Genomic DNA, 23633 nt, shown 5'->3' on the forward strand with positions numbered 1-23633 from the left:
ATTTGAAAATTATAGAAACTATTATAAAAAACAAAACTGCCTAAAATTAGGCAGTTTTAAAAATATCTCAATTCATTTATTGTTTTATGAATTTAATTGCTTCATTGTAATTATCTCCTTTGAGCTTTATTATATAATTACCTGTAGGTAGATTTGGCAAACTTATTTCAATAGTTGATTTATCTGTAATTGATTGATATAGTAGCTGACCCACATTATTATAAATATCACAACTAACTGGTTTATTATTTTCTTTACCTAAATATACTGTAAAAATACCTGTATTGGGATTTGGATAAAGTATCGTTTTTCCCTCTAATGTAAAGAAGCTTTCATCCTCTTTTTCGCTTAAAAAATCATTCATTATATCTGATTCAACATTACTTTTCTTAGAAGTTAAAAGTGAATTACAGAGATCGTAATTATCTGAGATCTTTAATTTAACTTTTGAACCTCTGGATATTCTTGATCCAGGTTTTAAAATAACTCTTGTACTAGCTACAAACTCTTTTTCTACATAATTAAATTCTACCGGAGTAGATTCACTTATTGTTATTTTTTGAGCTGAAGTAGTATAATTATCCGGTACCAGATTTATCTTTTTATTGTAAAAATCTGAATTATTAATAAATGTTTGATCGTAGCCTTCTCTTGTTAGAATATCTGACATGTTATAAATATGAATCATAGATTCTCCATAACCGTAAAACAATAAATTACCAAACACTTCAAAATCATCCGGGTCTCCTGCTGGATTTGAACATGTTATTTTTTTAGTTCCCTTTCTTTGCCAATTAGGTAAATTAGTTGAACCAAAATTTGCATTATAAAACAAAGCCAAAGGTTGAGATTTTATGTTATCAAGAAATAGAAATTGATCATTAAACACTTGTAATTTAGTATCTGAATATATTCTATCTGTATTACTTATTATTGTTTGTTTATTGTAAGAACTTTGAAAAGGAAAATTAGTACCTGATCTATCAGTAATTTTATACGAGTATAAATACAATACATCATCATTTGGCGCTCCTGTTGTGTTCGCACTTGTTAATATATGAATGTAATCCTTAGAGAGCTCAATATCGTATGTTCTTTCTGTAGTTGGCATTCCTACTGGCTGTATTGTGCCTGTATGAATCCACATATTATTACTATTTAATTCAAGTAAAACAAGACCAGTGCCATCAGATTTTGAAACTAAAATTTCTGGTGGGTCATAAGATCCTATAAAAGTACTGGAATTAAAGTTTACAACTGTTTTTCTAAAGTTGCCAGATTGTATGTATTTTCCATATCGAGGTAAATTAAATCCTGGTACTCCAATATTTTGATGAAAAACATACGTTCCATTATTATTTTTATAATATACTCTAAATATATTATTTGCTTTAGCATTGTTTTCTAAAATGAATAAAAATTTTCCGATTGTATAAGTACTACTTCCTACCGCACTTTCTGATGTAATATTTCTAATTTTCTGGACTAGATCCCATTTATCCTTAGATTCGTTTAAACGGCATACATTCACTTCATCATTTATAGCAGAACTAACTATTATTTCATTTCCATTTAATAATAAACCGAAATCTGTCATTTTTTGAGAATTATTAAATTCTATATCAATCATTTGATGCAAAGCATATTTACAACCTTCTCGTTTATAAATTACCAAAGAATTTTCGATAGGTGCGGTTGGTTTGGGAGTTCCTGTTACATACATTGCATTTGTATTGAATATTGTCACTAACCACTTATCATTCACTTCAAGTCTTTGACCAAATTTTACAGATGTTGCAGAAAATTGCGACAGATCTTGATAAACATATGGTTTCATTATTTTTTGTGCTGGTAATGTCGGATCCTCACTACATCCGCCACCGCCACCGCCACTCATAGTAATGGATTTACAAGAAATAAGATCCATTACCATTCCTTGATTATAAATTGATGGTCTATAATACGATAATATACTCTTCATTCTTTTTTTCTGCCCTAATGTAAATTTTGTTCTACAGTATGATCTTTCTGATCTTTGATAATCCATAAAGTTTTGAACTACATTTGTTGTTTGTCCATTACAGTTATATCCTAAGCAATTTCCTGGTGCAACATTATAATCCCCGGAACGTGGTACTAAGTCTGTATCACAAATCATGTCACCTTCAATATCGCACGGATAATAAATTCTCTCATTGCAGTTGTCTTCATATAGATCTGGGGGACTACCTGCAAAAACATGAAAAAGTCCCAACCAGTGACCTGCTTCATGTACTAGTGTACCTCCATTAGAGAATTTAGGATCCTTTGGATTTGAAGTAGCATTAACCCCTACTTTCAAATAATCGACCACAATGCCATCTAGTAAAACATCTAAATTATCAACTCCTGTAACAAATGGAAAGTTAGAATACCCATTCACATAATTATCATTCCCGCACATTAACAAATTTGTCGTCCAAATATTTAAATATAAATTACTTGGAAAACCTGGAGAAGTCATTCTTTTTAATTCCGCATCATCTGGAAAATTAGAAAGCTCACAATAAGGATATGCAACATCATAAGAGGCCTTCCCAAAAAAACGGTTAACCCCTGTTGATGCTTGTCCTACAATATTTTGTTTTGCCAAACAAAATCTAATTCTAGTATCGACTCCGCCATACTTTCCGCTATAGGCTTCATTCATTATAGTAATTTGTTCCTCAATCTTACTCATTGATATATTTTTGCCTGTTCCTAATGGTTCACCACTATGAACTATATTAAAAACCACAGGAACAACAACTATTTCTTCCCCAATTATTTCATTTGTCGCTGACAATTTTTTTGTCACATTTGTTTCATTATTTTTAAAACTGCTTATAACATTCTTAATTCTGTTCTCTAATTGAGGATCTTTTTTTTTGCTTTTTTGAAAATACTCGTCTGTTAAACACTGTTGTGGATAACATAAAGTGCTTATAAAAAGAAAAACGATCATACTTACCTGTTTTTTCATTTTTATTTTATTTTTTTAGGCTGATACTACCTGACACTGCTCTTGACCCCAGACAAATCTCCATTTTATATAAATACAATACGTCTTTAGTCTGCGTTATTCTATAAAAATTAGAATCGCTCCCAATAATTAATTTTGAGCAATCATCTTCTATTTTAAAAACCCTTATTTCATTGTCTATTAAAAGTGTTCCGTCTTCATTAAAAATCCATGTTTTAGGTTTATGCTCTTGTTCCTCATTTTCAGCACCGCGATATTTATTAAATTCTTCCCATTTTCCATAAATTTCTTTACAGTTTTGAACACTATACGTTTGACTTTGTCTTCGTGCTGAATATTGAAATTCGGCACAATTTGAAAGGCATATTAAAATCAGAAATAGCAATGCAAAATTTCTCATAATCAATTTATTTTCGATTACTACTGATACACTTTGGCTTCTAAGGCTTCAATTTTTTTATTTTGCTCAATAATATATAGTGTTAGCTCTTCTATTTTCTGTAACAAAATATTACTCATTTCTCCTAATTGCAATCCTTTATCTTTAATTTCCTGAGCAGACGGTACGTTAGGTAAATGATTATTCTCTTTAGCAAATTGTTCAATCTCTGCTAACGTTAGCATAACATAATCTGATTTTAGAGAAGATTTTCCTGTGTAATATTTTTCAAAAACATAATCAGCTGGTATAGCAAGATCAACTATAACTTCTTCAGCATGGATTTTACCTTTTACAGTAAGCTTTTCATCTGGGTTTGTTGATCCTATTCCAACATTTCCATCGACATCAATTTTAACTCTTGATTTTCCCAGAGTTAAAAATTCCATTCCAAAATACCCTGAATGAGATACAATAGGTTGTTTTGCTGTATTATTCGTAAGAGACATCCCATAATTTGCAATTGTACCTGTCGCATTAGTAAAATTATCTTTTGTGTCAAAACCAATTCTTTGATTTATCCAATTACTCGAAATATCACCAATGACCTCAAGTTTAGCAATAGGATTATCTTGACCTATACCGATATTTCCACTTGCTACTTTTGTTGCGTTAGTAATTCCCCACTGTGTATAAATTTGTCCAAAACACATAGTATTAACAAATAATGTTAATACAAAAAATAATTTTTTCATCTTTTTTATAGTTTAAATAGTTATTAGGATAAATGTATTAATTATAAGTATTATCTTATTTTTTAAATAGTGTTAAATAATTTATTGTAAGTTTTTTAACCATTTAAAAGAATTTAATGTTTTTTTATTATAATAAAATCCAGTAATATTTGTGTAATTCTGTTAAATATTATTTCTACAATATTTTAATTGAAAATCTTTACAATATTTTTACCTGATAAAATTTGCTTATTTTGAAAGTTGTACACATTATAGAAGCTCTTGGTGGTGGAGTTTATACTTATTTTAGAGATCTATCGACTTTCTTTGGAGATGATCAAATAACTAAAAGCACCGACACTACTATCATATACAGTGACAATCGAAAAGAAATTGACCCTAAAAAAATAAAATTTGAGTTTTCAAATGGAGTTAACCTGATTCAGGTTAATATGGTTAGGGAGTTTTCTCCAATTCAGGATTTAAAATCAGTTTATAAATTAGTAAAAGAGCTTAAAAGAATTGATCCCGATGTTATTCACCTTCATTCTTCAAAAGCTGGAGTTTTAGGCAGGATTATTGCTTACTTTTTCATATTCAAAAAAAGAAACTTTTTTACACCAAATGGCTATTCTTCGCTTAGAAGTAATACTTTAAAATTTGAAAGAAATTTATTAGGCAATTGAAAAGGGTTTTCAATTCTTCTTTAGTCCAAAAATTATCTTTTGTGGTGATACCAAATATGAAATTTCAAAAGAAATAGAAACTTCAAAAATTAGTTAGAAATGGTATTGATTTAACAGCTTTTTCTAAATTTGTCTTCAACAAATTCTTTGATTTCATTTTCAAAGCGTTGCTTCGAAAATTTCATGGCATGATACCGAATTATTTGTGGATCGAATTTTATCTGTTCGAAATTAACTATAGCTTCTTTAATCTTTTGAGGGTTTTGTTCCTGAAAAAAAACTCCCGTTTTATTTTCAATAACCGTTTCTAGTGTTCCTCCTTTTCTAAAAGCAATTACAGGTGTTCCGCAAGCTTGTGCTTCGACTGGGATAATTCCGAAATCTTCTTCGGCAGCAAAAACAAATGCTTTAGCTTTTTGCATATATCTTTTTAATTTTGACGCATCTACAAAACCAACAAATTCTATGTTGCTTTTAGCTATTTTCTGAAGTTTTTCAAACTCAGGTCCATCACCTGCAACAATCAGTTTCAAGTGGGGTAGTTCATTAAACGCCTCAACAATTAACTGTGTTTTTTTATAAGAAACCAGTCTTGAAGCGGTAAAATAATAATCTTCTTTTAGTTTTTCTAAACTAAAAAAATCAACATCAACAGGAGGATAAATAACTGTTGATTCCCGATTATAAATCTTCTTTATTCTTTGCGCAATATGATTAGAATTGGCAATAAAAAAATCAACATTTTCTGAATTTCTAACATCCCATTTTCTAATTTTATTTAAAACAAACTTCGCATAAAACCCTTTTAATCCTTTGTCTAAACCTGAATCTTTTAGATATTGATCCTGCAAATCCCACGCATATCGCATTGGCGAATGGCAATAACAAATATGTAATTGATCTTTTCTGGTTTTAACACCTTTTGCTACTGCAGATGAAGAACTGATAATTAGTTCATAATCCTTCAGATCAAATTGTTCAATTGCAATGGGAAATAATTGTAGAAACTTTCTATGATTTTGCTTTACAGTTGGAAGCTTTTGAATAAAACTAGTTTTGGCTCTTTTACCGTTTAAAATATAAGCCCGGTCACTTTCATTCAAAAAGTCGATTAAGGCAAAATGATCAAAGTCATTCCATATTGAGTTTATCGAATGAATCACTTTTTCAGCACCGCCGTTTACATAATACCAATCGCTAATTAGTGCTTTTTTCATTTAAATTTCTATTTTGAAAAAATAGTAAAGAATTAAAAAATCCAAAAAAGATAACACCATCATGTCTGCTTAAAATATTCTCAAAACAAAAATTTAAAAAAATGAATAACAAAAATGAAATGTAAATTCCAATTTTGCGATTAAGTGCCTTTTTTAGAAAATAGTATTGTGAAAATAAAAACAAAACAAGTCCAAGAATTCCTGAAGACAAAATTATATTTAAATACTCATTATGCGAATTATAACTAATAATTTTATAAGTATCTGTATTTGTGAATTTTTCATCATAGCACGATTGTAATTTGGCATCAGCATCTCCAATTCCATAGCCTAATATTGGTTCAAGCTTTAATGTTTCATAACTGCAATAGTAAATTCCGTTTCTAATTTGTTCGTTACTGATATTAGGATAATTATCTTCATATTTTCCTTCTGGAAAAGAGAAATTGTATGTTTTTAGTTTTTCGAATCTTTCCCCTAATCTATCCACTTTAGAAACTAAGATAATGGTAAGAACAATGACAAAAAAAGTGGCAATTATCATTTGTTTTGGATTTTTAAATAGACAAAAAAAGCAAACAATAATTGTCGCAACAAAAGGCATTCTGGATCCAATAATATATTGCCAATAGAAAAAATAACTGATCATAAATATCATTAAAAAAACGATCGGATATTTTTTTGATGATGTTTTACTTTTAATCTTATAAACTAAAACAATAATGGCAAAACCTACCCACATTGCTAAATAAGTTCCGTGTACTTTTATTTTACTTTCAATATGCTGTCTAAAATCCCAAAATCTTAAATCTGAATTGTATAATTCGTGAAATAACGCTAGATGCAGGAAAATCAAAATTAATACAACTGCTAAACAATAAATACTTGTAACATTGCTAAATCGGGTAGCGTTTAAAAAATTTTTATCATTAAATAAAAAAATTACGGGGAATAAAACAGTCGGCAAAAGCCGGACTACAAATTTAATTCCTGTATTAATATCATCGGAATACAACAATGAAAATGCAAAAATTATAAAGAGTGTGGAGAAAAGTAAAAGTTGTGTTGTTTTTTCTTTACTCCAAAAATTTTTTCCTTCGAAAATAAAATATAATAATGAAAATAAAAATCCAGTAAACATCAAAACACTTTCAACTCCCGTTGGTAAAACAGGGAAAAAAGCTATCATAATGAGAAAAAAATAAACAACTGAATTATTATAATGTAAAATAAATTGTTTCATTCTAATTTTTTAAAAGCTATTAGGTGTTTTTCTATAGACTTCTCCCAAGTAAATTTTTCTAATTGTAGTTCTCCCTGAGCAAATAAATATTCATTATTTGACGAGTCTTCAATATTACGCTTTATTATTTTTCCGAGTTGAATATAATCCTTCGGATCAAAATAAACAGCAGCATTTCCTCCAACTTCAGGTAAACTTGCAGCATTTGAACTGATAACTTTTGTTCGTGTTGCAAACGCTTCTAAAATGGGCAAACCAAAACCTTCATACAATGAAGGAAAAACAAATAATGTTGCCTTTTTGTAAATTTCTGGAATTTCAGAATCGTTAACATAACCTGTAAATGTAATATGTTTTTGCAGATGATTAAGATCTATAAAATTTTGAATTGTATTATCCTGTGTAATAAATCCATCTCTTTTTCCTATAAAAACTAATGGATGTTTTGCTTTAAATTCTTCAGAAAAAGTAGCATATGCCTGCAACAGTACAATCAAATTTTTATGCGGTTTTATATTTCCAACATATAAAATATAATTTTCAGGAAGTTTTAAATTGTTTCCGGATTTTGGGTTTTCGAAGAAAGATCTTTTTACACCACAATAAACAAGTGCTATATTTTGTGAATCTGCTTTAGTGAATTTTAAAATTTCTTTTTTTGAAAATTCTGAAATGGTTAAAATTAAACTCGATTTCTTTACAGCATTATTAAATAGTAATTTAGCATATTTTTTCTTTAAAAAAGAAATGGATGCACCATCAGTTAAATGATACACATCATGAATTGTTGTAACAATTTTATTTGCCCGAACAGAAAAAAGGGGAACATTAAAAAAAGGACACCACAAAATATCACATTTCGGAATTATAAAAGGATATTGTATTTGTTCTTTTATTGAATAAATTTTAGTATTAAATTCTATAATTTCTACACTTTTGCTCCAATCAAAAAGTTGAATCTCCTGAATGTTTCCCAAAACAGAAACCTCATCAAAAGCCTGCAAAATTCCAGGAATTACATTCTTTAAATAAGTTCCAATTCCAGATGCATTTATTAACCGAATATCAATTATTAATTTCATCTATATAATTGTTTTTATAGGCCAAAACAACAGCCAGTAATACCCATGGATATAAAAAGTAAATTTGTACTCCAAAGCAATAAATTAAGAGAAAACCAAGTGTTAATATTATTCCTTTATTTAAGCTCTTTATTTCATAATAAACGCCATATATAATATACATAAAAGAGAAAAAACCAACAATTCCCATTTCAACAATAATATCTACAATACCACCAAATCCGTGAGCATCAATATCTATTGCTTCTTTTGGCGGTTTAGGAAAAAAAGTTCGATACTCAGCATTGTTTCTTAATAGTGGATAATTACCAAGACCAATTCCTAAAATTGGATTTTCTTCTATCATATTAGGAACAATATAAACTCCGGAAACTCTACCTAAAATTAAATTAATATCTCTAGGACGTTCTTTAATTGATTGTTTTACCCTGTTTAGTTCTGTTACATACATCGAGCTAACATTTATAAACAAGAAATAAAATCCCGTTAAGAAACCAAGTATTATAGGGAAAATCAAGATTCGTAATTTGTTTTTTAAAATTTCAAAATTGAATAACGCAATCCAAACTACAGTAAATAAAATTCCTGCTTTAGATCTGGCAAAAAAAGCAATCACTATGAATAAAAACAATTGCTTAAAAAACCTTTCCTTGGTGTTTTGCTGAAAAAACGTAAGTATAAAAATAAAAGAGAGCATTAATCCAAAAGGTCCCCCTTCATTATAAAGTCCCCGCAATCTGTTGTTATCATAAATAACAATACTATTGTGTATCGATAGTAAACCTATTTTGACCAATATGTAAATCAAAAAGAACAATGCAGTAATTAGGATATTCCAATTCACTACATAATCAATTATTTTTTTTGATTGATCTGTATTACTTTTAAACAATCGAAAAGTAATAATACATAAACTAATACATGCTACTAGTTCAAAATAACGAGCAATTGTAATAAAATAGGGTACCTTAAATTTAGATGGACCAAGAATGTCAAAGTGATGTGTCGAAGTAATAATGAGTCCCAAAATAGCTTCAATTGAAAAGAAAATAAAAAAATAAAAAATAAATTTATTAATTGATTTTTTTAAAAGAAATGGAGACATTAACAACAATATGAGTTCCGAAATTTTTACAAATCCTAACTTAACATCTGGCGTTTGAATACAAAATGTAATCAGGCAAACTGTCAAAATCAATTTAAGATTATTTGTATTTATTTTCACTTTTATTAAATCAATTTGTGAATTGAGCTTTGTTTTTTACTTTTTAAGTTGAACCTCAACATTATATGCTGGTGCAAAATTGCGAAAAAATGTTTCTTCGTATATTTTTCTAGTCGTATCATTTATATTCACCCAAATAAGAAATGGCCAATTTAAAGGGTTTTTACTCATGAACGTTATTTTTGAATATGAGATTTCGCTAAACTGAAAATCAAAATAATAATTACGCTTATATCGAATATTATTAACAAAAAAACCAAAGGTTCGAAACGAAAACATTTTTTTATGCGTTGGATCAATAAAATTATTACTTGATGTAAAATGTGGAACTCTTATTTCTACAATTCCGCTAGGTTTCAAGACCCTATGAATTTCTTTTAATACCTTTATATATTCTACATGTTCTAAAACGTCATAACATAATATATACTCAAAAAAATTATCTTCAAAAGGTAGTTTATTGTTTTCAATATCACAAACCACATCAACACCAGGTAATTGCGCAATATCTAAATTTATAAACCCTACTTTAATATCATTTCCGCAACCAATATTAAGCTTATTTGTCATTTTTAAAAAAATTAAGTTTTGGAAATTTTAATATTAAAATAGTCCATAAAGATATCGAAATAAACAATTCTGTAATATAAATTCCAGTTGCCATACCATAGATGCCGAATTTTTTTGATAATATCACGTTTATAATACCATTTAATAACACTGAAAATATCATGATAAATGTTGTTCTTTTTTGCTTATTAAAAACCATAAATGTCATATAAGGAACCATATTTAATACAACAATAAAAGGAATCCAGGCATTGTAAATTAAAAATTTACTACACGATAATCGGTTGGTTTTTAAAAAATATGAAACAATAAAATCTGATAACCCTGTTAAAAATAATCCAGCAAAAATCATCGAGACTACTAAAAAAACAAATAGTTTTCGAGCAAATAATTTATAATCAATAATGCTTTTGGCCGCCAATTCACAAGCCTTTGGAAAAATACTTTGAATAATAAAAGAACCACAAAACTTAACTACCAAAATAATTTTTTCAACAACGCAATAAATTCCCAGAGCATATTCATTTACAAATAATCCCAATATCATAGGATTAAGATATGCATTTGCATTAATAGAAATTACTTGAACAAAAATGGAAAAGCCTGCTATAATTTCATTTTTAATAGCCAAAAAATTTGGTTTATAAAAATGCCATTTCATTCTAAAAATTAAAATAATAATGGAAAAAAAACAAGTTATAAAATCCGATAATCCAATGGTCAAATTCACTAGAAATAAATTTTCTATATCGTTAAGAAAAAAATAAATTATTAAAAAACTTACTCCTTTGCTCACTATAAATAAATAGAAAAAATATTTGATTTTATGCAATGCCCGTAATACCCACAAAGGATTAAAAGCCCTGCCAATTAAAATTGTTAAAGATGAAAAATATAAAACGGAATATTCATTTGCCTTTGGTAAAAAGATATATATAACTATTGAAAATAATAGAGCAATTATAAATAGAAATGCTTTCGTGTATCCAATTACAAAGAAATGTCTGTTTACAAATTGTTTGTCTTTTTCATTTAATGTAACATCTCTTGTTGCGTTAATATTAAAGCCATAATCTGTAATTGAGGCAATAAAAATAAAAAGGGATTGGAACAAGATCACTAATCCAAAACCCTCCAAACCACATTTTTTTATAATTATCGGAGAAATTAAGAGCGGATAAATAAAATTGACGAAATTGATTGAAAATAAAAAAAAAGACGAATTAATATGCCTTTTATTTGCAAGTAAGGTTTCCGTAAATTTATTTTTAAACATCTTTTGATAGCTAATTCTAAAAGTTTTTTTGAGATTGCTTTCTATAAAAAGCTTTAAAAAGATATATAAAACTAAAAATTAAAATAAACAAAACTGGAAGTACGAATTTTAACTTCCCATTGACAGATTGTGTGTTTTTTATATTTAAAGTAGAATTAATCTCTTTAATAGTTTTATCAAAACGTACTATTTTTAATCTGTTTTTTCCTTGTTCATTAACCAGATATTGTTTCGTCTTTATGATATCATTTAATTGTGTATTCTCATTATAATACACCAATTTATCATTTTTGCTTGTGTTTTTTACTGTACTCGAAAAACCATTTAAAACATTGTCTATTTGAGCAATGATCGTATCATTTTGAGCGATCTCTTGCTCGAGATTCTTGAAACCTATTTTTTGAATTGAATTAAAATATTCTGAATTATTCAAGTATTTTAATAATGGTTCAGTAAGTTCTTTTTCATCAGCCAACTCACTTGAAATAAAAGAAATGGTATGAAAAGTATAATTTTTACTTACAATGTTATCAACTAAGACTTTATTAATATCACCATCTTCGGCTATTAACTTTATAAGTTCAAAATTTTGTTCTTTATCTTCTACAAATTTAAAAGCATCAGAAATTGGTTTAATTTCAATTTTTTTTATGGTTTCCGGATGCGAAATTCCAACAACATTTTTTAAGAAAATGGTATCGCCGGCAATAATTTTTGAATTAATTAAATCTATTTTGGCATATAAATAATCAACACTTCCAAAATTTGGCGCTACAATAACCTTATTTTGAAATGATTTTCTGCTTGAGTCCAAATACCACCCCAATCCAAATCCGATAATAATTAATGTCAGGAAAATAATCCAGTTTCGAACAAAAAACTGAATCGAGCGAAATATAGATGCATTAACGCGATCGAAAAAACGGCCAATGCTTCGCGAAAGCTGAAAAATATCAATTTCCTGATCATTGGTGTCTTGGGGTAATTTTGCACTCATTTATTGTTTTTTATTTTACGTTGAAAATCTGCTCTAAAATTTTGATAGTAATCAAATACGTTGGTTTTACACCCGTTGTCCCTAATCCGCCTGAAGCTAATGTACTTCCGGTTTCAAGAGGATTATCTGAGGCATAATACGCATAACGTACTTTGATATCATGTGGAACACTTTTTCTAATTTTTGATGCCGATTGTATCGCTTTTTGATAATAAGAACCTTCCATTTCAAGACCAATTACTCCCCAGGTCGATTCGTGGAAGAATTTCAGTAAATCTCTGTTTTGTAATGATGTTCCAAGAACGGTAACCATTGCTCCTTCAAAAACAGCAATATCATTTCCTTCGAACATTGCGCCTGTTAATTCATTTTCGAAGAAATAATTATCCGCAGTTCCTTCGTTTATATGTGCCGTCGGGATCATGATATCACCTTTTCCTCCTTCAAGGATTCCGGCTTTACCCATTATAGAAACTGATTTTACTTCTAATTTTGTGTCTTTTTTATAAGGTTTCAAAAGCTCGTCGATCGTTTCATAAGCCTGCTCACCAAAAGCATAATCCATTACAATAATAACAGGTTGTGCTTCGTCAAGTTGTGCTTTTGGAAATCCGGTTTTTGCCCAATCAATTTTGGCCGTATCAAAAATCTGTACATCAATATTGGTTCCTGAAGTATCCGGTAACGAAATCATTCCGTTTTTCAAGGCTAATTCTTCAACGACACCTCTAATATCTTTCGCGCCGGATTTGCTTAATTCTTCATAAATAAAGAAATCTGATTTGTCTTTGAATTTCGTTTTCAACAACGGCGTTGCAAAAATAGAATTCATCACACTGTGCATATTTGCACTAATTACGTGAATTGGTCTTTTTAAAAGATTATTTGCCTTTAAAACTTCCTTGATATTGGTTGCCCAGATTTCACCGTGAATATGATGTCCTAAACGTTCTCTTAAAACTGGACTAAAAGTTATGGTTCTTTTATTATTATCGATAACTTCTTCGATCGCTAATTTTCCTAACCAATAAATAACGTGTAGAAAACGATCAGGAGCATTTTCAGACCCAAATGCGTCATAAATATCTAATACTTCTTCAAAAGTTCTTCCTAAGATATTAGCAACGTGCGATATTGCTTTTTCTTTTTCTATAAGAGGAAGTTTTTTAGTCTGCATCACGGCTTGTTCCAACTTCATCCAATCGCGTGAAACTTCGCCGCCATCATCTAATAAAACTCTGTTTTTAATTTTATGCGATTCGATAAAAATAAAAGTCAAATGCGTCAGAATATCATAAATATCTGAACGCCCACGAGTGATTTCGACATTCATTTGTTCCTCATCGATTCGGTAACAATTTCTTCTTCTTTTTGGAGGAACAATTGCCTGAAAATGCGATTTAGAATATCCTTCATCCGAAGTTAAATTGATGAATCGACATTGTTCTATTCCTATTGGTAAACGCTCTATAACGTATAAAAGCCCGTTAAGCTCTACTTTTTCTTCGCCTATATTTCCGTATATTTCCGGACGTAATGCTAATAATGATTCACGTAAACTATCACCTGAAACTCCCATTGGTTTATAAAACCCACGGTTGAATAAGTGACGCATTGTAATGTACATTTTTTCTATAGCCGCAGATGATTCCTGCGCTCTTGATCTTGATATATGTTTGGTTTCTTTCATTCTGTTTTTTATTTTAAATCTTCTGTTTGAGAAGATGTAATCTCTTTTTTTATTAAACGAAATTAGGAATTATAAATGTTATTTCAATTGAAATCTGTCAATGTCTGTATTTAGTAACATTTATTTCAAATTCAAATGTACAATCTGAATAACTTCGCATTCCGCTGTTTTTCTGGGTCCTTCTACAAAATAACCTTTTAGCCCAATTTTAATTCGTTCTGCGTGTATTTCGTGAAGTGATTCATTTAGTATCCACATTTTTGCCTTCCCAAATATTGGAACTGGTGTTGATTTGTCTAGAATTACATTATTTTCACTATCTAAAAATTCAGGCCAAATCATCCATAACTGTTTTATATTTTCATCACCAGAATACATAAAATCTGAACGATATCCCTGCGTAGGACTTGTTTCTCTTCCTCCTTCTTCTAATGAAAAAAAACGATAGCTAACTATGAAATCACATTCTCTATTTCTAATTTGTTTATATGATATATGATCTCCCAATTTTCTCTACTTCAAATTATCTGCAATCTTTCTATCATTGGACAATCTCGGCGTTTTGTTTTGTCCGCCCAGTTTTCCCTGAGATTTCATATAGTCCTGAAAACCGTTTTTAGAAACTTTGGTTACAACCACCTTTCGCAAAACACTTCCCGTAATTAAGTCGTCATAATAGATGTTTTGTTTTCTCATTGCATTGTCAATTGCTTCTGCAAAAACTTCCATGTTTTCAGGTTCGGTTTCAAATTCAACCAGCCATTCGTGATATGGTAATCCGCTTTGTGGATTAATTTGTGGTGCCACTGTAAATTCGTTAATTACAATTTTGGTTCCTTCTGTTGCTTCTTTCATCGCTTTTTCGACTTCATTGGCAATCACGTGCTCTCCAAAGGCAGAAATATAATGTTTGATTCTCCCCGAAACAATAACTCTGTGTGGAAACAAAGATGTAAACTGAACAGTATCACCAATATTATAACGCCAAAGTCCTGCATTTGTAGAAATAATCAAAACATAATTTACACCAAGTTCAACTTCTCCAATAGTATAGCTTTTTGGCTTTTCTGTAAAAAATTCGTCAGCTTTAATGAACTCGTAGAAAATTCCTGAGTCCAATAGCAGTAACATTCCCTTTGATTTTTGAGAATCCTGATAGGCAAAAAATCCTTCAGAAGCCGGAAACAATTCAATACTGTCTACCTTTCTGCCAATCATGTTTTCAAACTTTGCCCGATACGGTTCGTAATTTACTCCACCATAAATAAACAAATTGAAATTTTTGAATAAGTCACCTATTTTCTTTCCACCGCTTTTTTCCTGCAAACGCTCAAAATACATTTGAACCCAAGACGGAATTCCGGAAATAATGCTCATATCCTGCTCTATCGTTTCCTCGACAATAGCATCAATTTTAGTCTCCCAATCTTCTATACAATTGGTTTGTAGGGAAGGCAATCTATTTTTTTGAAGATATCTTGGAACAAAATGTGCTGCAATTCCAGATAATCTTCCAAATTTGATTCCGTATTTCTCCACTAAAATAGGACTTCCCTGCAAGAAAATCATTTTTCCGTCAACAAAATCGGCATTTCCAGTTTCATAGATATAATGCAAAATCGCATTTCTCGAAGCTTCAATATGATATGGCATCGACTCTTTGGTCAACGGAATATATTTTGCGCCGGAAGTTGTTCCTGAAGTTTTTGCAAAATATAATGGTTTCCCTTTCCAAAGAATATTTTTTTCGCCCATTCGAACTTTGTCGATATAAGGCTTTAGATCTTCATAATCCCGAATTGGAACACGTTTTTTGAAATCATGAACTGTTTTTATTTTATCAAAATGATGATCAGCTCCAAATTCGGTTTCCCTTGCACTATTAATTAAACTTTTAAATGTTTTTTGTTGCGTTTCTACCGGTTTATTGGCCCAAGCCAAAGTATCGTAATATATTTTGCTGGCAAACAGTTTTGCTGCTACTGATTTAATAGACATTTTCTTCGGTATTATTTCTTATCACTTTTGTTTTTACTTGGCGATTTTTCGCCCGACTGCTTCTCCTCTTTTGCGACTTCTTCCCGTAATTTAATTTCTTCTTCTGAGGCAGTCATATTCACTTCTGAAGGTTCATCAACTTCGGCTAAAATAGAATCTTTATTGAATTTTGCATATTCTAATTCGCCTCTTAATACTTTCTGAATTCCTTTTATATAAGCTTCATTCTTCTTCAAAGCCGTTTCTAACGAATCAGATTTTATAGCCAATTCTGTTGCATTCTTTTTTAATTGAGAAGAAGAGTATCCTGGAATAAATTCTCTTAAAGGTGTAAAAGCAATAATAAAAGTGGTAATTAAGATCAAAAATATTCCGCCTAAAGAGAAAATAACAAATACATTCATTAACGTTAATTTGAAAGAGAAAATCTCCTCAAAAGTATCTTCATTCAAAATGACCAATCGGTTTTTGATAAATAATTTTTTTCTAAAATCGAATTTCTTCTTAGCCATTGCGGTTCTTTATGTAAGCAAATATAATAATTAATAGTCTTGTTGATGCTGGCAAAATTTGAACGAATCCGCTTAATTTACGATTTTATAAAATATTTAACGCTGCGGGAAGCAAATATTTTAATCTAAAAACACTTTTTGTTCGTATATTTCTATATACCTTTGCGGTATAATTAGAAAACAATTTGCTTCGGCATTAAATATACAATCATGGGAAGATTAGGTCTTACAGAAATCCTTGTAATAGTAGGTATTGTGATTTTACTTTTTGGAGGTAAAAAAATTCCAGAATTAATGAAAGGTTTAGGAAGCGGAATCAAAGAATTCAAAAACGCTGCTAAAGACGATCAACCTGCTGCTACCAAAAAAGAAGAGGAAGAAACAAAATAAGTATTTATATATCTTATTAAGACCCCAAATTACAAATGTAGTTTGGGGTTTATTTTTTTTACAAAACCATCGTTAACTGAATTCGTTTTCTATCCTCATCAACTTCCGTAACCTTAACATCAACATGTTGATGTAATTTTACAACCTCATTTACATCGCTCACAAAACCAGCTTTTAACTGAGAAATGTGAACCAATCCACTTTCTTTGATTCCGATATCAACAAAGCATCCAAAATTGGTGATGTTATTAACAATTCCAGGTAAAATCATTCCGGTTCTCAAATCTTTGATAGATTTTACATTTGCATCAAATTCAAAAACCTTCGCTGACTTTCTTGGGTCTAATCCAGGTTTTTCAAGCTCTTTTATGATATCTTTTAGCGTAAGCAAACCAATTTCAGAAGTGATATATTTTTCGGGCTTAATTAAGGCTGTTTTGTCTTTGTTAGCAATTAAGTCGTTTACCGAAAGATTTAAATCTTTTGCCATCTTTTCAACAACCGGATATGCTTCCGGATGTACTGCCGAATTATCCAACGGATTTTTAGCATTCGAAATTCTAATAAAAGCCGCACCTTGCTGATATGCTTTCTCGCCTAAGCGAGGCACTTTTTTTAGCTGTTTTCTGTCCTCAAACGGGCCGTTTTCAGAGCGATATTGTACAATATTTTCGGCCAGTTTCTCTCCTATTCCACTCACATAACTTAGTAAATGTTTACTTGCCGTATTGATATTGATTCCGACCGAGTTCACGCAACGAATTACCGTATTATCTAATTCTTCTTTTAGTTTAGTTTGATCAACATCATGTTGATATTGTCCAACTCCAATTGCTTTTGGATCAATTTTAACCAATTCGGCCAAAGGATCTGAAAGTCGTCTTCCGATAGAAACTGATCCACGAACCGTAACATCATAATTAGGGAATTCTTCACGAGCAATTTTTGAAGCCGAATAAACCGAAGCTCCAGCCTCAGAAACGATGAAAACTTGCAGTGGTTTATCAAACGCAATTTTTTTTATGAAAAATTCGGTTTCTCTCGAAGCAGTTCCGTTTCCAATAGAAATTGCGTCTATCTGATAGGCATTTACCATCGAACGGATTTTCTTGATTGCCATTGTTTCCTCATTTTGAGGTGCATGCGGATAAATGGTTTCATTGTATAATAAATCACCTTTTTCATCCAGACAAACTACTTTACAACCGCTTCTAAATCCCGGATCGATTGCCAAGATACGCTTTTCGCCCAAAGGCGGCGCTAATAATAACTGTCCTAAATTGTTCGCAAAAACCTGAATCGAATTAGCATCTGCTTTTGCTTTTGCTTCCTGCAAACTTTCGTTTCCAATAGCAGGATTCAATAATCTTTTATAACTATCTTCAATTGCTAATTGCAAATGTGCTGTAGTACTATTTTGTTTTTTTATGATTATTTCATCAATAATATCATAAGCTTCATCGATATCAACATCAACTTTCATTTTTACAAATCCTTCATTTTCGGCACGAAGCATTGCTAATAAACGGTGTGACGGTGCTTTTGTCAAAGGTTCTTCCCAATCAAAATACTGACTGAATTTTTGAGCTCCTTCTTCTTCGCTTTTCTTTTTTACAACTTTGGTTCCAATTGTTGCTTTACGCTGATATAACCTTCGTAATTGTTTACGAACAAAAATATTCTCATTAATCCATTCTGCGATAATATCTCTGGCACCTTGCATTGCAGCTTCTTCATTAATAACATTTTCATTAATGTATTGCGTCGAAATAAAATCAACATCAACATCATTTTCCGACATAATGATTTTTGCCAAAGGTTCTAAACCAAATTCGCGCGCAACATCGGCTTTTGTCTTTTTCTTCTTTTTAAAAGGCAAATAAAAATCTTCAATTTCTTGTAAATCAAAACTTTGCTCGATTTTATGTTTCAATTCCGGCGTAAGCGATTTTTGTTCTTCAATTGATTTTAGAACCGCTTCTTTACGTTTTACAATCGTTTCATATTCTTTTTGAAGTTTCGCAATGTTCTCAATCTGAACTTCATCAAGATTTCCGGTTGTATCTTTTCGATATCGGGAAATAAACGGAATTGTACAATCTTCCTCTAATAATTTTACCGTATTTTGAATGTTAATCGCTGCTGTTTGAACAGTCTTGGCAATGAATTGAATATTAGTCATACTTTTAATGAGATAATTTCTTGATTATAAAATGATATAATTTACTTGTTAAAACTAAATAGTAAATTGATCAATAATTCCGCTAAAATAATATCTTTGTTTTTAATTTTAAGCCAATGAAAGTTTTATTACTATATTTTTTTATTGTAAATAGTATTGAATTTATTTTAGCCGGATATGATAAATACTTAGCTACAAAACATAAACGCCGAATTCCAGAAAATACGCTTTTTGCAATTGCCTTTTTTGGCGGTTCTGTTGGTTTAGTGTTAGCAATGTTATTGTTTAGACATAAAACGAGTAAATCTTCTTTTATTATAAAATTCTCAGCCATTATTTTTATTCAGATTTTAATAGCTGTACTTCTTTTTGTTTATAAAGTTAACATCTTTAATATTGCCTTATTTTTAACAAGTTAGAATATAAACATTTGTATTGTTAACAACTCCACAAACATCTATTTATCAAATAGTTATTTTATTAATTTTAAAGTTTTTAAATAAAAAACCGGATGAATTAAAAAATCCGCCCGGTGTGTTTATTTATAGGTGCGCAGCACCCGATTTTTTTGAATTTTTACGAACAAGCGATTTTATTCACTCTATTTTGGTGTCTTCCGCCTTCAAATGCAGTTGTTAAAAACGTTTCGACAATTTCTACTGCTTGCGGAATCGATGTAAAACGTGCCGGAATACTCACAATATTGGCATCGTTATGTAAACGTGTTAAATAAGCGATTTCTTTAGTCCAGCATAAACCGGCTCTAACCTTTGGATGTTTATTAACAGTCATTGCAATTCCGTTTCCGCTTCCGCAGATTACAATTCCAAAATCAGCTTTACCTTCAGATACATCATTTGCCACTGGATGACCATAATCTGGATAATCAACAGAATCTTCAGAATCTGTTCCGTAATTTGTTACTTCATATCCTTTTGCTTTAAGCATCGCAACGATTGCTTTTTTATAATCTGGTCCTGCGTGGTCGTTTCCTATCGAAATTTTCATTGTAAATACTATTTAGTTGTGTTGTGCAAATTTAATCAATTAAAAAATGTTTGCCACGAATTTCACGAATTATCACTAATTTTTTCCTTTTCAACTTTTAAAATAGAATTCGTGTACATTCGTGAAATTCGTGGCTAAAAACTTGGAGATCTTTTTCCACATATTAATACATATATAGTAGATTCAAACTTTATTAACTTTGCGTAAATCTTGGCGCTCTTTGCGGTTAAATTAAACGTTTTTACAAATACCTTTATATCAAAAACTTAGCGTTATTAACAATTTTAATATATCTATAATTATCTGAGGATCAATTAGAAATAAACATATATTTTGTTAAAATTTTATAATGTTAATAGCAAAACCTAATTCGTTGATATTCAGTTAACTTTAAATTAACATTATTTGTTAATAAGTTCGGATAGAAAATTAGAAGTTTTTTTTGGTTGTGTCGAAAAAAAACCTAATCCAAAACCGGAATGAAATAACCTAATAAACTTTCATGAATTTTTGGAAAAGTTATCAATATCAAAAATGCCATTTTCAACAAAAATCAACATACTAACTTATCTACAAAATGAATCTATTTTTAGTTGTCAACCGTTGTTAATTAAAATACAAAAAGTCTTGCAAATTAATCCTTTAACAAAATATAAGTATGTTGATAACTCAATATAACTAAGAGAAACTTCATTTCAATACTTTTAAAAATAAATTTATATGACATATTAACAAGCTATAATAACAAACAAAAATTAATTTAATTTAAATTTTTCTTTTTGTTGTATTTAATATATGTTGACAACTTTGAAAATTTAAAACGAAATTTAATTTTTTAAAATTGAGAAATAGATTGGTTTAAACAATTTTGAGAGGGTTATTAAGATTGTCAAGAATTTGCTGAACTTCTTCGAAATCGTTTGGATGAACTTTGAGTTTAATTCCACCCAACGCCGAAGTATACATCGGAACGACTGAAAGTGTTATTTCGTTTTCAAAAAAATAAGGAATCTCTTCTTGTTCGAGCAAGTGTTTCAGAACAATGGTTTCGTGCAAATAATTGAATACTGCAATGGTTTGAAAGGTTTCCATATTGCGTCTTTTTGTAAATATACGAATTACAACTGACCTTTTGAAATCAATAAATAGCTCCTTTTGAAAGTTATTTTTTTAATAATTTATTTGTTAAAATCTATAATCTAATATCTTATTTGTAATTTTAACTTTTTAAGAAAAGATATATGAGTAAGAAAATTAGAAAGCCGATAAAAAACGAGAAAGATTTCTCAAACAAAATAATAAAAATTTTATCGCAAAGCCCAAATAAAGCATTCAATTACAAACAGATAGGAGCAAAGTTAGAACTTGATGATACAAAAAGCAGAAATCAGATTATAAAAGATTTAAAAATTCTGGCTGCTTCAAAGAAAATTATAGAAACAGAACCTGGTAAATATTTAGTAAAAGCAGAAAGTCAGGATTATTACGAAGGAACAATTGATATGACTAGTAGAAAAACGGCATATTTTATTTGTCCTGATTTTAGTGAAGATGTTTTTATCCCGACTAATAATTTGAATCGTGCTTTAGATAAAGACAAAGTAAAGGTTTATGTTTATAACCGTAGAAAAGGTAAAAGACCTGAAGGTGAAGTTATTGAAGTTATAGAAAGAAACAAAACAGACTTTGTTGGAGTTATTGATATTCAGGCAAATTTTGCTTTTGTATCTACCGCAAATCCTAAAATGTATACCGATATTTTTATTCCAAAAGATAAAATTGGAGAAGCAGAAAATGGTGATGTTGTTTTAGTTACCATTGAAGATTGGCCAAAAAGAGCTGATAGTCCGTTTGGATCTGTGATTAGAGTTTTAGGAAAACCCGGAGAACATAATACTGAAATTCATGCTATTTTGGCTGAATATGGTTTGCCGTCAGATTTTCCGATAGAAGTAGAGACCTATGCTCAAAAGATAGATACTTCGATTCAGGAATCAGAGATTGCAAAACGTCGTGATATGCGTGATACACTTACGTTTACGATAGATCCAAAAGATGCAAAAGATTTTGATGATGCCTTGTCTTTCAAAAAGTTAGAGAACGGAAATTATGAAATTGGAATCCACATTGCCGATGTTTCTTACTATCTTGAAGAAGGAACTATCCTGGATGATGAAGCGTATCAAAGAGCAACTTCGGTTTATTTGGTCGATAGAGTTGTGCCAATGCTTCCGGAAGTCTTGTCGAATTTTGCCTGTTCATTACGTCCAAATGAAGAGAAATATACATTCTCGGCAATATTCGAAGTTTCACCAACTTCACAAGTTATCAACCAGTGGTTTGGCAGAACTGTAATTTATTCAGATCAACGATTTGCATATGAAGAAGCACAATATATCATTGAAACAAAAGACAATACGATTCCAGTTGATATTTCGATTACCGGAGAATCCTATGTTGTTTCAGATGAAATTGTAGATGCAACTCTAAAATTAGATGAATTAGCTAAGATTTTAAGAAAGAAAAGAATGGCAAATGGTGCTATTTCTTTTGATAAAGTCGAAGTAAAATTCAACTTAGATGCCGAAGGTGAACCAGAAGGAGTTTATTTTAAAGTTTCAAAAGATGCCAATCATCTGATTGAAGAATTCATGCTTTTAGCTAACAGAAAAGTAGCTGAATACATTGGAAAACAAAAGAAAACATTTGTTTACAGGATTCACGACGAACCAAACGAAGACAAATTAATTGCGATGCAAACCGTAATTGCTAAATTTGGTTATAAAATAGATTTCCGTAACAAAGGTGATATTTCGAAGTCTTTGAATGCATTGATGGAAGAAGTAAATGGAAAAAAAGAACAAAACTTAATTGATACTCTTGCGATTAGAAGTATGAGTAAAGCCAAATATTCGACAGAGAATATTGGTCATTACGGATTAGCTTTTGATTATTACAGCCATTTTACTTCGCCAATTCGTCGTTATCCAGACGTTATGGTACACAGATTGCTGCAATATTATTTAGATAATGGCGCTTCTGTAGACGAAGAAGTTTATGAAACAAAGTGTTTACATTGTTCAAATATGGAAAGTTTAGCGACAAATGCTGAACGAGACAGTATTAAATACATGCAGGTTAAATACATGCAGGATCACCAGGACGAAGAATTCCTTGGAGTTATTTCTGGAGTTACTGAATGGGGAATTTATGTTGAAATTGTTTCTAACAAATGTGAAGGAATGGTGAGAATCAGAGAAATCAAAGATGATTATTATACTTTCGATGAAAAGCAATATGCTTTAGTTGGCGCAACTTCCAACAGTGTATTGCAATTAGGAGATGAAATTTACGTAAAAGTAAAAAATGCCGATTTAGTTAAAAAACAATTAGATTTTCATTTTTTAAGAAGAGCAGAATAGAGGTTTAATTTAAAAAATAAA

21 protein-coding genes are annotated in these 23633 nt (G+C 30.1%); 4 read left to right on the top strand and 17 right to left on the bottom strand.

Features of this window, described 5'->3' with window-relative positions:
- Nucleotides 1-76: 76 nt before the first annotated feature.
- Genes CHB81_RS22820 through CHB81_RS22830 form a run of 3 tightly spaced genes read right to left on the bottom strand, consistent with a single transcriptional unit; the run spans nucleotide 77 to nucleotide 4135 of the window.
- Nucleotides 77-3001, bottom strand: coding sequence for a zinc-dependent metalloprotease (locus CHB81_RS22820; RefSeq protein ID WP_089354145.1), 2925 nt, complete (start codon nucleotides 2999-3001; stop codon nucleotides 77-79).
- Nucleotides 3002-3008: 7 nt separating this feature from the next.
- Nucleotides 3009-3401, bottom strand: coding sequence for a hypothetical protein (locus CHB81_RS22825; protein ID WP_089354146.1), 393 nt, complete (start codon nucleotides 3399-3401; stop codon nucleotides 3009-3011).
- A 20-nt stretch (nucleotides 3402-3421) separates the two neighbouring features.
- Nucleotides 3422-4135 (bottom strand): hypothetical protein, encoded by a 714-nt coding sequence (locus CHB81_RS22830; protein WP_089354147.1) that lies wholly within the window; start codon nucleotides 4133-4135, stop codon nucleotides 3422-3424.
- A 233-nt stretch (nucleotides 4136-4368) separates the two neighbouring features.
- Here CHB81_RS22830 and CHB81_RS22835 point away from each other — a divergent pair, with 233 nt between their 5' ends.
- Nucleotides 4369-4800 (top strand): glycosyltransferase, encoded by a 432-nt coding sequence (locus CHB81_RS22835; RefSeq protein ID WP_176427573.1) that lies wholly within the window; start codon nucleotides 4369-4371, stop codon nucleotides 4798-4800.
- Between the two features lie 110 nt (nucleotides 4801-4910).
- Here CHB81_RS22835 and CHB81_RS22840 read toward each other — a convergent pair whose 3' ends face one another.
- The 11 genes from CHB81_RS22840 to CHB81_RS22890 form a co-directional block, all read right to left on the bottom strand.
- On the bottom strand, nucleotides 4911-6017 hold the full coding sequence (locus CHB81_RS22840; RefSeq protein WP_089354149.1) for a glycosyltransferase: 1107 nt from the start codon (nucleotides 6015-6017) through the stop codon (nucleotides 4911-4913).
- Nucleotides 5998-7260, bottom strand: a complete 1263-nt coding sequence (locus CHB81_RS22845) for an O-antigen ligase (RefSeq protein WP_089354150.1) — start codon at nucleotides 7258-7260, stop codon at nucleotides 5998-6000. The genes CHB81_RS22840 and CHB81_RS22845 overlap by 20 nt, the downstream gene beginning before the upstream one ends.
- Nucleotides 7257-8342: a glycosyltransferase family 1 protein gene (locus tag CHB81_RS22850; RefSeq protein WP_089354151.1), complete on the bottom strand. Its 1086-nt coding sequence runs from the start codon at nucleotides 8340-8342 to the stop codon at nucleotides 7257-7259. The genes CHB81_RS22845 and CHB81_RS22850 overlap by 4 nt, the downstream gene beginning before the upstream one ends.
- Complete coding sequence (locus CHB81_RS22855) at nucleotides 8326-9369, bottom strand: O-antigen ligase (RefSeq protein ID WP_176427574.1); 1044 nt, start codon at nucleotides 9367-9369, stop codon at nucleotides 8326-8328. Before CHB81_RS22855 ends, CHB81_RS22850 begins: the two co-directional genes overlap by 17 nt.
- Nucleotides 9370-9603: 234 nt before the next feature.
- Nucleotides 9604-10137, bottom strand: coding sequence for a methyltransferase domain-containing protein (locus tag CHB81_RS22860; protein WP_089354153.1), 534 nt, complete (start codon nucleotides 10135-10137; stop codon nucleotides 9604-9606).
- Nucleotides 10127-11413, bottom strand: a complete 1287-nt coding sequence (locus tag CHB81_RS22865) for an oligosaccharide flippase family protein (RefSeq protein WP_089354154.1) — start codon at nucleotides 11411-11413, stop codon at nucleotides 10127-10129. The genes CHB81_RS22860 and CHB81_RS22865 overlap by 11 nt, the downstream gene beginning before the upstream one ends.
- A 16-nt stretch (nucleotides 11414-11429) precedes the next feature.
- On the bottom strand, nucleotides 11430-12410 hold the full coding sequence (locus CHB81_RS22870) for a hypothetical protein (RefSeq protein ID WP_089354155.1): 981 nt from the start codon (nucleotides 12408-12410) through the stop codon (nucleotides 11430-11432).
- 10 nt (nucleotides 12411-12420) lie between these two features.
- Nucleotides 12421-14100, bottom strand: a complete 1680-nt coding sequence (locus tag CHB81_RS22875) for a hypothetical protein (protein WP_089354156.1) — start codon at nucleotides 14098-14100, stop codon at nucleotides 12421-12423.
- A gap of 120 nt (nucleotides 14101-14220) precedes the next feature.
- Nucleotides 14221-14607, bottom strand: a complete 387-nt coding sequence (locus tag CHB81_RS22880; RefSeq protein WP_089354157.1) for a hypothetical protein — start codon at nucleotides 14605-14607, stop codon at nucleotides 14221-14223.
- 6 nt (nucleotides 14608-14613) lie between these two features.
- The gene (locus tag CHB81_RS22885; RefSeq protein ID WP_089354158.1) at nucleotides 14614-16098 is read right to left on the bottom strand and encodes a GH3 auxin-responsive promoter family protein; all 1485 of its coding nucleotides are present in this window, start codon (nucleotides 16096-16098) and stop codon (nucleotides 14614-14616) included.
- A gap of 11 nt (nucleotides 16099-16109) precedes the next feature.
- Nucleotides 16110-16610 (bottom strand): peptidase, encoded by a 501-nt coding sequence (locus CHB81_RS22890; RefSeq protein ID WP_089354159.1) that lies wholly within the window; start codon nucleotides 16608-16610, stop codon nucleotides 16110-16112.
- Between the two features lie 210 nt (nucleotides 16611-16820).
- Between CHB81_RS22890 and CHB81_RS22895 the strand changes: the two genes are divergently transcribed.
- Nucleotides 16821-17000 carry a twin-arginine translocase TatA/TatE family subunit gene (locus CHB81_RS22895; protein ID WP_089354160.1) on the top strand — a complete coding sequence of 60 codons (180 nt, stop codon included), beginning with the start codon at nucleotides 16821-16823 and terminating at the stop codon, nucleotides 16998-17000.
- Between the two features lie 58 nt (nucleotides 17001-17058).
- Here the strand turns inward: CHB81_RS22895 and CHB81_RS22900 are convergent, their stop codons facing one another.
- The gene (locus tag CHB81_RS22900; RefSeq protein ID WP_089354161.1) at nucleotides 17059-19182 is read right to left on the bottom strand and encodes a Tex family protein; all 2124 of its coding nucleotides are present in this window, start codon (nucleotides 19180-19182) and stop codon (nucleotides 17059-17061) included.
- Between the two features lie 116 nt (nucleotides 19183-19298).
- On the opposite strand from CHB81_RS22900, the gene CHB81_RS22905 reads away from it, so the two are divergent.
- Nucleotides 19299-19601: a DUF1294 domain-containing protein gene (locus CHB81_RS22905; RefSeq protein WP_089354162.1), complete on the top strand. Its 303-nt coding sequence runs from the start codon at nucleotides 19299-19301 to the stop codon at nucleotides 19599-19601.
- A gap of 157 nt (nucleotides 19602-19758) precedes the next feature.
- Here the strand turns inward: CHB81_RS22905 and rpiB are convergent, their stop codons facing one another.
- Nucleotides 19759-20190, bottom strand: coding sequence for a ribose 5-phosphate isomerase B (rpiB, locus tag CHB81_RS22910; RefSeq protein WP_056196715.1), 432 nt, complete (start codon nucleotides 20188-20190; stop codon nucleotides 19759-19761).
- An 858-nt stretch (nucleotides 20191-21048) separates the two neighbouring features.
- A complete protein-coding gene (locus tag CHB81_RS22915; RefSeq protein ID WP_089354163.1) occupies nucleotides 21049-21282 on the bottom strand; it encodes a DUF2007 domain-containing protein in 234 nt (77 codons plus the stop codon).
- 149 nt (nucleotides 21283-21431) lie between these two features.
- Between CHB81_RS22915 and rnr the strand changes: the two genes are divergently transcribed.
- Nucleotides 21432-23612, top strand: coding sequence for a ribonuclease R (gene rnr, locus CHB81_RS22920; protein WP_089354164.1), 2181 nt, complete (start codon nucleotides 21432-21434; stop codon nucleotides 23610-23612).
- Nucleotides 23613-23633 lie beyond the last annotated feature (21 nt).

Origin of the sequence: Flavobacterium sp. ov086 (assembly GCF_900187965.1) — a bacterium.
Lineage (GTDB): Bacteria > Bacteroidota > Bacteroidia > Flavobacteriales > Flavobacteriaceae > Flavobacterium.